A 12,638-nucleotide genomic window follows, 5' to 3' on the forward strand; every position below is an offset into this window, starting at 1 on the left:
TAGCGTAAATCTACACAAGGGACGAATTGATCGCGGTACCACCCTTATTCCTGACCTAAAGTCAGACACTCATTTAAAAGGTATGCTCCGGTGCGAAATTTCCAATATATCCTGATCTTATGGAGCTTCCAGCCGATGACTCCAATTCTCTGTAAGAAGAATATATCTTCTCGGGCTATCGCCCACACCTTCATTGCATTTAAATATTTAACTTAAACTATTTTATTTTGCAAAAGAGTTTTTGTCAATCCTTCTTACTTTTCTTGCTAGATATCCCACAATGATGTTATTATAAGCTAGATGTTAACATTCATTCGGAGGAGTAACTTACTATGGATTACGTTTTAAGCTGTTGTTCTACTGCTGATCTTACAGCAGAGCATTTTAAAGAAAGAGATATCAGCTACGTCTGCTTCCATTTCAATATCGACGGAAAAGATTATCCTGATGACCTGGGCGTATCTTATCCCTTCAAGGATTTCTATGATGCCATGGCAAAGGGTGCTATGACCAAGACTTCACAGGTTAGTGTCGGCGAGTATGTAGACTACTTCGAGGAAATCCTCAAGCAGGGAAAAGACATACTTCACCTTACCTTAAGCTCCGGAATATCCGGGACTCTTAACTCAGCAACTATTGCAAGAGACCAGCTCAGAGAAAAGTATCCCGATAGAAAGCTCTACGTTGTGGATTCTCTCGCAGCATCAGCAGGATACGGACTTGTAATGAACAAGCTCGCAGACCTTCGTGATAGCGGAATGAACATCGATGAACTCTATGAGTGGATCATCGAGCACAGACTTGAATGCCAGCACTGGTTCTTTGTTACAGATCTTACCTACCTCGTAAGAGGCGGTCGTGTTTCCAAGGCAGCCGGCCTTATCGGCGGAGCCCTTAAGATATGTCCTCTTCTCAACGTTGATTATCAGGGAAGACTTATCGTTCGTTCCAAGCTTCGTGGAATCAACGCAGTTATGAAGGCTCAGGTAGCCAAGATGGAAGAGCTTGCCGAGAACGGCCTTGACTACGATGGAGACTGCTACATTTCAAACTCAGATTGCTACGAAGAAGCAAGAGCTGTTGCAGACCTTATTGAATCCAAGTTCCACAACTTAAAGGGCAAGGTTAAGATCGTAAGCATCGGAACCACAATCGGAAGCCATACAGGTCCCGGAACAGTCGCACTGTTCTTCTGGGGCAGCAAGAGAGTCGACTGACAAATTGCAAAACAAAACGCTGACTGAAATCTATCAGTCAGCGTTATTTTTATTCATCATATACGCCCTTTTGAAGTCTCTTTTCAAAGTCCTTTTTGGGCATCGGGTTGTCATATAAGAATCCCTGAACCACATGGCAGCCTATGTTCTTAAGGAGCTGAGTCTGATCAGGTCTCTCCACTCCCTCCGTCACCACATCTATTCCAAGTTCATTGGCCATGGTAACGATATTCCTAAGGACTATCTCGTCACTGGAATTAAGCTCTTCATTGTTGATAAAAGACCTGTCGATCTTAATTACAGATACAGGAAAATCCCTCAGAGTCGACAGAGATGAATAGCCTGTTCCGAAATCATCGATAGCAGTTGCTATTTCGCCTTCTTTGAGTCTTGAGAGGAAGTTTGTCATAAGGACACGCTCATCCTCGCTGGCAGTCTCTGTGACCTCAATTTCGATATATTTCCTGTCTATACCATAGCTGTCAATGGTATCCATGATTTCTTTTGCCAGATCCTTAAAGCCAAGGTCTCTTCTGGAGAAATTAACAGAGATCGGTACCGGTGTTATTCCATTGTCCTGCCACTCTTTAATGTACTCACACGTCTTTTTCAGAACGTAGAGATCAAGAGATGCTACCATGCCCTCCTGTTCCAAAATAGGCACAAATTCTGTCGGATAAAGAACTATTCCGTTGCAGAACCATCTCGCCAAAGACTCAGCTCCCACAATCCTGCCGGTCTCTGTATCTACCTTGGGCTGAAGGTAGATTCTGAACTCATCGTTGGCAAGAGCCTCCTCATATCTGTCCTCAATCTGCTTCTGACGGTATATTCTGGTACTCATGGCCTTATTTACAAATACATAAGGCTTATTGGCCACATTCTTGGCATAATTGCAGGCCATACTGGCTCTTGATATTACCTGGCCGGGACCTTTCATTGACTCATCAATGGCGTATACTCCGGTCACTGCAGAGATGTTGATCTCATCTTCTCTGTCATTTTTTATTCCAATAACAGGAATTGAAGATACATACTTCAAAAAGCTCTTAGTTCTCTCTTTCTTAATAAGAGCAGTGAAATTATCTCCGCCGAAATGTGCAATTATCTCACCGGGCTCGATAAACTCATTAAGCTTCTTCGCATAGCGCTTCATGATCTCATCGCCCTCTTGTATGCCGTATCTCCTGCTTATAAGGCCAAAGCTCTTAAGGTTAAGGAAAAATGCGTCATACTTAAGGATCTCGCCTGAAGCAAACTTCTCGCCGACAAAGGCAAGAAAACCTCCGGAATTGGGTAGCCCTGTCAGGTACTGAGTAAATGCGCTGTTCTTAACAATGTTTATTAAAAGAAATCTCTCCATGTGGAAGGATAAGACGTCCATTATCAGCGAAAAATTCTTGTATTCCGCGTCATTAAGTCTCCTTCCGCCTGAAAGATAGACGTAATAAGTAACAGTCCTATCTCCTGCCATATTGCTCTTGAACATATAGTCAGGCTCATCTTTTTCAATTGTAGGGCCAAATAACGGGATGACAGTATCAGGCTCTCCGGCCTTATCCGAAGTGGGCTTAAAAGAAACAACGGAAACAATAGAACGAAGTGAGTATTCCTTAGATAAATCAGCCAGCGCGCTGGGAGTTATTTCAGGAGTCACTTCTTCCTCAGATAGTATTTGAACAAAATTTTCAAAGCTTTTTTCAAACGACATCAGATTGTCCCGCCCAATAGAGAATATATAAACATAATAACACAATAAAAAAAGACTGTGCAATAATGCACAGCCTTTTTCGTATAGTAAAAATTATTTCTTGTTAACAAGATCCTTAAGAGCCTTACCAGCCTTGAACTTAGGTGCTACAGAAGCAGGAATCTTGATAGCAGCGCCAGTCTGAGGATTCTTACCTGTTCTAGCAGCTCTCTTAGTTGTCTCGAATGTACCGAAGCCAACAAGCTGAACCTTACCCTTTTTCTTGAGCTCCTTTGTTACAGTGTCTGTGAAAGCGTTCAGTGCTGCAGCCGCATCCTTCTTAGAAAGTCCAGCTTCCTTTGCGATTGCATCGATAAGTTCTGTCTTATTCATTTGGTTTCCCTCCAAAAAAGAAATTATTTACTACATTGCCTATTCTACTATAGTTTTGTACACATAACAAGTTTTTATGTGATTTTGTTCAGAAAAATCAAGTAATTCAGCTTACAGAATGTCCTGGAAGCCAGGTCTGTAGAGGTGTCTCGGGATACCATCAACCATGATAGGTCCTACATCACCCTGAATAAGCGGTCTTACATAGGTAATAAACTCGTTAGTTACATATGTGCCGTCCTTGTTGATCCAATCTCTCGGAACTGTTCTCTCGTCGTTAGCGATCTTGTGAACATCCTTAACCTCAGTTCCAGCCTGATAAGGATCATCTGAAAGTCTCTCGATAACAACCATCTTGCCGCTGTCGCCTTCGTCAGCTGCCTTCATAGCTGCACCACCAACCTCATAAGCTTCAAGGATATCTACACGTGATGCACAGTGGCTTGCTGCTCTCTGAAGTGTTGAAAGCTCGATAGGACGAGTCTTGCATCCGCACTCCTTGGAAACAACTTCGCAGAGATATCTTGCTGTACCTGTAAGCTGCTTGTGTCCGAAAGCATCAACATAATCAATGCTGTTTCCGAGCTCACTTACATACTTGCCGTCCTTAGTTCTGATACCCTCAGAAACTGCTACAACAACAGATGCCTTGCTCTTTAAGAGAGCTTTAATCTTCTTGATGAACGCATCCATATCAAATGGAAGCTCAGGAAGATAGATTGCATCAGGTCCGTCACAGTCCTCACCCTTTGCAAGAGCTGTAGCGCCTGTAAGCCATCCGGCGTTTCTTCCCATAACCTCAACGATGATAACCTGTCCGCTGGTTGTCTCAAGTGACCAGCTGTCTCTGATGATCTCTTTTACAGAAGTACCGATGTACTTAGCTGCTGAGCCGTATCCCGGTGTATGGTCTGTAAGAGCCAGATCGTTATCAATTGTCTTAGGGCAGCCTACAAATCTGATGTTTGATCCGGAAATGATGGCATAATCTGAAAGCTTCTTGATGGTATCCATTGAGTCGTTACCACCGATGTAGATGAAGCAGTCAATCTGAAGCTTATCGAGAATCTCAAATATCTTCTCGTAGATCTCTTTGCTCTCAAAAATCTCAGGAAGCTTAAATCTGCATGATCCGAGATAAGCTGAAGGTGTTCTCTTCAAAAGCTCAATATCAAGACCTGACTGAATATGATCAGAAAGATCAACATATCTGCCTTCCATAAGCCCCTGAACACCGTGGATCATTCCATATACCTTCTTGTATCCACGGTCAATCGCAGTCCTGTATACTCCTGCCAGCGAAGAATTGATTGCCGCTGTAGGGCCTCCCGACTGTCCAACGATTACGTTACGTTTTGCCTTGTGTACCATTAACTCCTGTCCCCTTTCAAAATATAGTTGCTAAAAAACCTTATCTAATATTATATTCGATTAAACGTTTACTGTCACGAAAAATCAGCGAAGTTTGAAGTCCATTATCACAGGATTATGATCACTGCATACAAATCCGAGATCATCTGTGTAAACCTGCTCCACTTCAATGTTTTTCGAGACGATATAACCGTCAATCACATAATATTGGAAAGCACTGTAATCCTTGCTCTGTGCATCAGCAAGTACCTTGTCCAGCGATCTGCATGTAGGCACGCCGGAATCGGTCAAAAACTTAAAATCATCCCCATACTCTGAAACATCTATATATCCGGCCTGCCAGACTCCATCAAGAGCAGCATATTTGCTGATATCCACATCTGAAAAAGTCTGATTAAAGTCTCCGCCGGCTACAACGTAATTACCCTTCTCCAATTCATCCATAAGTACCTGTTTAAGACGCTTTGTCTGAGCGATTTTGCCTTCTCCCGAGTCATAGGCCTCCAGATGAAGATTTATCAAAACCAGTTCCTTATCACTCCCCTCCACCGGGAATCTCGTAACCTCAAGGCCTCTCTTCAAATTAAAGGTCCTGAGCGGCCACTTGAACGGGCAAGGAAGCGCAAGGCGATCAGCCTCAGCCATCTGGAACTTGCTAAATGCCACAAGTCCGCTGTGAACCTTGCCAATAGGAGGCATTGGAAGCGGAACAAAACTAACCTTAAAGTTGTAGGCAAAAATATTATTACCGCCAAACACATCCGCTGATGAGTGTTCCAGCAAATACTCCGGCTCATTTATAAAATACGATCTGGCTGCGCTAAGGTCAGTTTCCTGGGTTATTAGGATATCAGGTGCTATCTTATCCACTTCAGCTGCGATATCATCCAGATTCTTTTCTACTCTCTCCTTGTCGGCAGTATATACCATCTTACCGCCATCCATAAAGAAGTCCGCATTGTCTCCAAGAGCTCCGTACCCCACATTCCAGCTCATGATTCGAATGCTCTTACCCTTTGTAGGATGCGATGTTGTTTCTCCGGCTATTTCCAGAGGTTCTACCTCTTGTGGTTTGTATTCATCTACAGTAAGATAAGCCACCACTGTAACTGCAACAAGCACTACCAGCAAAAGAATTACACCAATGGCCTTTAGTACTTTCTTCATAATCTTCTCCATACATAAAAGGAGCTTCTGATCGAAGCTCCCGGTTCTTTAGTAACTCTTATTTAGAAATCCTCTTCTTCGATAGCAAGTTTCTTGCCCTGGGACTTGCCAATGCTGTATGCGATTGAAGCTATTACTATAACCGATACTGTAGCCACAACGCAGCCGATGAAGAGTTTTCTCTTGTCATCATCAAGGCCTTCCCAGAAGTCCATCACTTTGTCTATCTTTTCCTTGGCAAATTCAATTGCACCGTCGATAAAATTCATTACAAATTCCATAATATACCCCCTTTTATTGATTCAATATGTAGTAATCCCATATACATTCTCTACAAATTATTGTACCGCTTTGCCTGTCTCTCCTCAAGTTTTTTTATAACAAAATCTTTCCAGGTAAAATCAATAATTGCTGCAAAAGGAATGGCTAAAAGAATACCGCCGACACCAAAGAGTCTTCCGCCAAGTACAATGGCTATAAGTATCATAAGAGCAGATACGCCGAGGCTTCCGCCAAAGAGCTTGGGCTTTATAATGTATCCGTCCAGTGTCTGAAGGATCACGGTAAATATCAAAAACCACAGGGCATACCAAGGCTCTACAAGTACCAGAACAAAGGCTCCTATAAGAGCTCCGACAATAGGACCAAAGGTTGGTGCCAGATTTGTAACTCCTACGATTACAGAAATAAGAGCTGCATAAGGCATTCTCATTATCACCATGAATAGGAAATTTACGATTCCAACGATAAGACCGTCTATAACATCAACACTGATATATCTGATAAGGATAACGTTACACCTATCCAAAAACTCCGTAGCCTTGGTAAAGGATTCCGGCTTCATGATCAGAGCCATAAACTTTCCAACACCTCCTGTGATCCTGCGCTTATCCAAAAGGAAATAAACAGCAAGGATAAAGGCGATCACCAGATCAAATACACCTCTTCCGACATTTGCCGTACCACCTACAAAGGATTCCATGTTGTCCGAGAAGTATGAGCTTATCTTTTCAAGGATGCGATCACCAAAATTAGCCAGAGATGCAAAGTCGAGGCCGAAATATCCCTTGGATCCTGACTCAAACCTTCTTAAGAACTCCTGAAGCGTGCTCACATAGGTATCCATATTTGAAACCAGCGTTGCAACACTGTCCACAAGCTGAGGAATAAGTGCCACAAACAAAAGAACTATGCAGAGCACAAGAACTATCAGCGCACAGATACAAGACAGTGACCATCTTGTCTTCTCTCCCTTTAACTTATGGAAAACCTTTCTGTCAAAAAAGTTAGCCAAGGGGTTAATGACATACGCAACGATAATTCCCGAGATAATAGGTCTAAGGAAAGAAAAGAAAGACCCCAGTGCGCTAAACAGATCTCCCAGATGCGCAAGTATCATAAACAGAATTACCGCACTACAGGTAGCAACCGTGTATGCAAACCACTTTTTCTTTTTCCACTTTCCAAATTTCATTATGCTTTCTCCTTTTAGCCAAACTCGTTGTATTTTCTGGGTTTACGAAGCTGTCTTGTACTCTTTTTCTTGGCCTTCTCCCTGACTTTCCTCTGGTGATGATCATCATATAAAACCTTCACCGCCGGATGGAAGAATCTGTTTATAAAGGCTCCTATAAGAAAGATCGAGATACAGAAGTACAGCCAGATCATCATGATCAGCGGAGTTGCAATACTCCCGTAAACCGAAAAATATCCGGACATATTTACATATATTGAGAAGAGCCATGAAAAGAGATACCACACCACTGCGGAAAATATAGCTCCCGGAAGCTGATAAACAAAAGTCATCTTGGCACTGGGAACAAAGGTGTAGATCAGGGCAAAGAAAAAGGTCGACACTGCGATCACCACTAAAAATTTGAGATACGACGATAATGAAATAACAAACATTATGCTTGGGAAGTGGCTTACTGCAATGTTTCTCACAACTCTCTCAAATACCATTATAAGCAGCATAACAAGCATGATTGCTATCATTGCCAGTGTATAAAGTGCTGCGATAAATCTGAGGTGGAAATAGTTTCTGCGCTCTTCTACATCGTAGATACAGTTAAGCCCCCTTATGATGGAGAGCATTCCAAGTGCACCTGACCAGATGGTAGCAAGAGCTGATATGGAAAATACTGCCACTGACTGTTCATAGGCTTCATCAATGAGCTTAAGAATAATACTATCCGCAAAATCAGGAGTTATATCTGTCAGTGCCTTGACAAGATCCGCCTCTGTAACAGCAGTATATGGCAGTGTGGAAGAAATCAGAATGAGCAGGGGAACGATGGAGATAATAAAGAAATATGCACAGCTTCCGGCGAAGGCAGCGATATTCTTTTTTTGCATCTTGTACGCAAAATCTTTTACCAAAGATATAAGCGCAGCCTTTACATCCATACACTTTCCCTCGCGATAGTACCCACATTGAAAAAGCAGCCACCGAAATGACTGCTTTTATAGTCTAAAGCATTCCCAAAATGCCGTTTCCTGTTATTTGACTCCTAGCTAACGCCAGGTGGGTTACCGCAACCTGAATTCCTGCCTTCCTCTCCCGTAGCTTGTCTGCGTATACGCAGGGCCGAAGGCGTGGCAATCAAACAGGTAATGTAGGAGTCCCGTTTAAAGTAACTGTAGGTTCAAATTACACAGGAGGTGTCGGACATCCCAGGAGAGCTTATAGCTTTGCTCTAACTTTATTATACGCCCAAGGCGCTTATTTTCAAGGGATTTGGCGTTTTTTTACACTCTTTTTACAATTAAATTTCCCTTGTTGCTTCCCTGAGCCAGTTAAGGATTTTAGGGTCTTTTATAAGAGGACTTACTCGTTTGTAAACCTCTGCATGATAGTCATTAAAGGCCTTGATATCCCTTGGTTCCATGTACTTTTTATCAATGGCTTCGCGGTCGATCGGCACGTAAGTCAAGTGCGCAAAGTGAAGGAACTGTCCATACTCATTTGCTTCTCCCTTTACCACTTCCAGAATGTTCTCAATTCTGATGCCGTACTCGCCTTCAATATAAACGCCGGGCTCGTCGGATACGATCATTCCCGGAAGAAGTGGTGCCTCGTTCTGTCCAGGTGTAAATCTCCATCTGATGTTCTGAGGACCTTCATGTACATTTAAGATATATCCGATTCCATGGCCTGTGCCGTGCTTGTAATCAATTCCCATATCCCAGAGGCACTGACGGGCAAGAATATCAACGTTCTTACCTGAGCATCCTTCCAGGAAGTTTGCATTTGCAAGTCTGAGCATTCCAACTACTGTTGCAGTGTAGGTGCGCTTTATCTCATCGCTGATCTCTCCTACAACAATGGTCCTTGTTACATCGGTTGTTCCTCCCATGTAGGTTCCGCCTGAATCAACAAGGAGCATTCCTTCAGGATTTACTACAGCATAATTGTCCTCTGTAGCCTCGTAGTGAGCCATTGCTGCATTTGCATTGTATGCACTGATAGTAGGGAAAGAGAGCTCAATAAAGCCCGGAAGCTCTGCTCTCATGGAATCGAGCTTCATAGCTACTGAGTACTCGGTTATTTCTTCTTTTCCTACATTAGCCTTTACCCAGTAGATGAACTCAGTGAGTTTTGCGCTGTCGCGAACATAAACTTCTCTGATATTCTTTATCTCTGTATCGTTCTTGCAGGCCTTTAAAAGCTCTGTCGGATCCTTCTCATTTTTCAGAGCAACATTGGCTTCTTTTGCCTTCTTGACCAGGGTCTTATAGGTCAGGAAGTTGGTATTTCTTTTATCAAACAATACGTTTCCCGGCATAGAAGTCTTGCCAACTTCGTCGATAAGGCTGTGGTAGTCCTTGAGGATAATACCTTCCTTGTCGCAGTAAGCCTTTACGCTGTCTGTGATCTCTTTTTCCTGAACAAAAAGTGTAAACTCATCCTCTGTAATGATTGCGTAGGAAAGAGCCACAGGATTGCACTCCACGTCATTGCCGCGGAGATTTGCAAGCCACATGATATCATCGAGCTTACTGAGCAGATAGAACTTGCAGCCTTTCTCCGCCATCTGCTCTCTGACGATAGCAAGTTTCTCCTTAAAGCTCATTCCGCAGAGCTCGTCCGGGAGCACGTACATATCATGGCAGGGAAGAGCAGGTCTTTCGGTCCATACATCCTCAGCCAGGTCCTTATCAAACTTAAGGGTTACGTTCTTTTCAGAGAGCTTTTTCTCAAGGCTCTCACCGATACTGGTTGATACCACTCTTCCATCAAAGCCAAGGACCTGTCCCTCTTTCATATTCTCTAAAAGATACTCTGTAATGGTTGGCACACCGGGCTCAAGCATCTTGAAAAGAACTACTCCGGTTCCCTTCATCTGATTCTCAGCCTGGATAAAGTATCTTCCGTCGGTCCACATTCCTGCCTCATCCTCACTTACAAGAAGTGTTCCGTTTGATCCGTCAAATCCGCAGAAATACTCTCTCACCTTGAAAAAGTCTGCGCTGTACTCTGAGTTGTGAAAGTCAGAGGTCGGCATCATGTAGTAGTCGATTCCCTCTTCTTTCATTTTATTTCGAAGGCGAAGGAGCCTGTCTTTTATCACTGTATTCTCAGCTGGCATTGTTGTTTCCTCCTAACATGTTTCTTTTTAACACAGTATAGTTTATAATATTTGTGCTACAAAAAGCAATTTTCATTTTAATTGACAAGGAGATAATTCTAACTATGGAAGAAAAGGATATTCTTAAACTCATTGATCACACACAGCTTCAGCCCAATGCAACATGGGAAGATATTGTTTCACTTTGTGACGAGGCAGTTAAGTACGGTACAGCAACCGTTTGTATCCCTGCCACATATCTTAAGAGAGTACATGATAAGTACGGTGATAACTTAAAGCTCTGCACAGTTATCGGATTCCCTCTTGGTTACAACAGCGCAAACTCCAAGGTTACAGAAGCCAAGGACGCTATTGCTGATGGTGCTTCAGAGATCGATACAGTTGTAAACATCAGTGATGTTAAGAATCACAGATATGACGAGGTTAAGAAAGAGCTTGAGATGATAAGAGCAGCTTGCGGAGACAAGCTCCTTAAGGTTATCATCGAGACCTGCTACCTCACAGAGGACGAGAAGGTAGAGCTCTGCAAGATCGTTACAGATGTTAAGGCTGATTACATCAAGACATCTACAGGCTTTGGAACAGCAGGTGCTACTCTTGCAGACATCGAGCTCTTTAAGAAGAACATCGGTCCTGACGTTAAGATCAAGGCAGCCGGCGGAATCCGCACAATCGAGGATGCTCTTGCTTATGCAGAGGCAGGATGCAGCCGTATCGGTTCATCCAAGGTTGCTCCTCTTATCGCAGCCAAGTATGGACTTTAATCCGTAAATATAGCATTTAAAAGCCCCCGACCACATGGCCGGGGGCTTATTTTGACTAAAATGAATTATCTGTCATCCATCTTTACATATTCTTTTCTCGGTTCTATTGCCATGTATGCAGGACGGATGATCTTACCATTGTTGGCAAGCTCTTCCATTCTGTGAGCACTCCATCCGACTATCCTTGCGATGGCAAAGATTGTAGGATAAAGCTCTTCAGGAAGGTCAAGCATTCTGTAAACAAAGCCCGAATAGAAGTCGACGTTGGCGGATACGCCCTTGTACATGGTGCGCTCGCCGGCAATAAGCTCAGGTGCAAGTCTCTCAACCAGCTCGTAAAGAGCAAGCTCATCTTCCATTCCCTTCTCAACTGCAAGCTTTTGTACAAAACTCTTAAGGATAACAGCTCTCGGATCAGACTTTGAATAGATGGCATGTCCGATACCGTAGATAAGTCCTGCCTTATCAAAGGCCTGCTTATTCAGGATCTTATCAAGGTATGCCTTAACCTCTTCCTCATCCTTCCAGTCCTTAACATTAGCCTCAATGTCGTCAAACATATGAACAACCTTGATGTTGGCGCCACCGTGTCTTGGTCCCTTTAAGGATCCGATGGCCGCAGCGATAACAGAATAGGTGTCGGTCATACTCGAGCTCACAACATGAGTTGTGAAGGATGAATTGTTACCACCGCCATGCTCCATGTGAAGCACAAGGCATATATCAAGAAGCTTGGCCTCAAGCTCAGTATACTGGCTATCGGGACGCAGCAGATAAAGGATAGTCTCTGCTGTAGAAAGCTCCTCCTTGGGCGGGTGGATAATGAGGGAATTGCCCTCGTGGTAATGGTTGTATGCATGATACCCGTAAATAGCCAGAAGCGGGAACATACTTATAAGCTGCAGCGACTGTCTCAGAACATTAGGAAGCGAAACATCATCTGCAAGATCATCGTAGGAATAAAGAGTCAGCACACTCCTTGCCAGAGTGTTCATCATGTCACGGCTCGGAGCCTTCATGATAACATCTCTTACAAAGCTGGGTGGAAGTGACTTATAGATTCCAAGGAGCTTCTCGAACTCAAAAAGCTCTTTTCCCGTAGGAAGCTTATCAAACAGGAGAAGATAAGCACATTCCTCGAAGGCAAACCTGTTCTCCTTAACAGCTGATTCCACCAGCTTGTGTACATCATATCCTCTGAAATATATCTCACCGTCTGCAGGAACTTCCTTGCCATCTACTGTCTTTTTGGCAATGATCTCTGAAATTCTGGTGAGTCCGGTAAGTACGCCCTTACCGTTAAGGTCTCTTAAACCTCTTTTAACATCGTATTTAACAAATAGCTCGTTTTCAATGAGATCTGCTTCCCTTGAAAGCTTGGAAAGCTCAATAATCTCGGGTGTGTTTTCTGAGTAATACCCCTTGCCTAGATCCATACGCACCTCCG

The 12,638-nt window shown here is 43.3% G+C and carries 11 protein-coding genes and 1 other RNA gene; 2 read left to right on the top strand and 10 right to left on the bottom strand.

Annotated elements, in window-relative coordinates:
* The first annotated feature begins 332 nt into the window (after window positions 1-332).
* Window positions 333-1,217 carry a DegV family protein gene (locus tag G589_RS0102015; protein WP_022767344.1) on the top strand — a complete coding sequence of 295 codons (885 nt, stop codon included), beginning with the start codon at window positions 333-335 and terminating at the stop codon, window positions 1,215-1,217.
* Window positions 1,218-1,266: 49 nt separating this feature from the next.
* On the opposite strand, the gene G589_RS0102020 is transcribed toward G589_RS0102015, so the two are convergent.
* The 9 genes from G589_RS0102020 to G589_RS0102055 form a co-directional block, all read right to left on the bottom strand.
* Window positions 1,267-2,928: a putative bifunctional diguanylate cyclase/phosphodiesterase gene (locus tag G589_RS0102020; RefSeq protein WP_026520903.1), complete on the bottom strand. Its 1,662-nt coding sequence runs from the start codon at window positions 2,926-2,928 to the stop codon at window positions 1,267-1,269.
* A 93-nt stretch (window positions 2,929-3,021) separates the two neighbouring features.
* Window positions 3,022-3,300 carry an HU family DNA-binding protein gene (locus G589_RS0102025; protein WP_013280467.1) on the bottom strand — a complete coding sequence of 93 codons (279 nt, stop codon included), beginning with the start codon at window positions 3,298-3,300 and terminating at the stop codon, window positions 3,022-3,024.
* 111 nt (window positions 3,301-3,411) lie between these two features.
* Complete coding sequence (locus G589_RS0102030) at window positions 3,412-4,671, bottom strand: 6-phosphofructokinase (RefSeq protein ID WP_026520904.1); 1,260 nt, start codon at window positions 4,669-4,671, stop codon at window positions 3,412-3,414.
* Window positions 4,672-4,755: 84 nt separating this feature from the next.
* Entirely contained in the window at window positions 4,756-5,838 is a 1,083-nt protein-coding gene (locus G589_RS0102035) for an endonuclease/exonuclease/phosphatase family protein (protein ID WP_035775082.1), read from the bottom strand.
* Window positions 5,839-5,900: 62 nt separating this feature from the next.
* Window positions 5,901-6,119, bottom strand: a complete 219-nt coding sequence (locus G589_RS0102040; protein ID WP_026520906.1) for a hypothetical protein — start codon at window positions 6,117-6,119, stop codon at window positions 5,901-5,903.
* A gap of 50 nt (window positions 6,120-6,169) precedes the next feature.
* Window positions 6,170-7,312, bottom strand: a complete 1,143-nt coding sequence (locus tag G589_RS0102045; protein WP_026520907.1) for an AI-2E family transporter — start codon at window positions 7,310-7,312, stop codon at window positions 6,170-6,172.
* Between the two features lie 14 nt (window positions 7,313-7,326).
* Window positions 7,327-8,244 (bottom strand): YihY/virulence factor BrkB family protein, encoded by a 918-nt coding sequence (locus G589_RS0102050; protein WP_242826401.1) that lies wholly within the window; start codon window positions 8,242-8,244, stop codon window positions 7,327-7,329.
* Window positions 8,245-8,312: 68 nt separating this feature from the next.
* Window positions 8,313-8,521: non-coding RNA, 6S RNA (gene ssrS, locus G589_RS21570), on the bottom strand.
* An 82-nt stretch (window positions 8,522-8,603) separates the two neighbouring features.
* On the bottom strand, window positions 8,604-10,427 hold the full coding sequence (locus G589_RS0102055) for an aminopeptidase P family protein (RefSeq protein WP_035775085.1): 1,824 nt from the start codon (window positions 10,425-10,427) through the stop codon (window positions 8,604-8,606).
* A 104-nt stretch (window positions 10,428-10,531) separates the two neighbouring features.
* Between G589_RS0102055 and deoC the strand changes: the two genes are divergently transcribed.
* The gene (gene deoC / locus G589_RS0102060) at window positions 10,532-11,191 is read left to right on the top strand and encodes a deoxyribose-phosphate aldolase (RefSeq protein WP_026520910.1); all 660 of its coding nucleotides are present in this window, start codon (window positions 10,532-10,534) and stop codon (window positions 11,189-11,191) included.
* 65 nt (window positions 11,192-11,256) lie between these two features.
* Here the strand turns inward: deoC and G589_RS0102065 are convergent, their stop codons facing one another.
* Complete coding sequence (locus G589_RS0102065) at window positions 11,257-12,627, bottom strand: citrate/2-methylcitrate synthase (protein ID WP_026520911.1); 1,371 nt, start codon at window positions 12,625-12,627, stop codon at window positions 11,257-11,259.
* Window positions 12,628-12,638: the final 11 nt, after the last annotated feature.

This window comes from Butyrivibrio sp. VCB2001, assembly GCF_000423965.1.
Classification (GTDB): domain Bacteria; phylum Bacillota; class Clostridia; order Lachnospirales; family Lachnospiraceae; genus Butyrivibrio.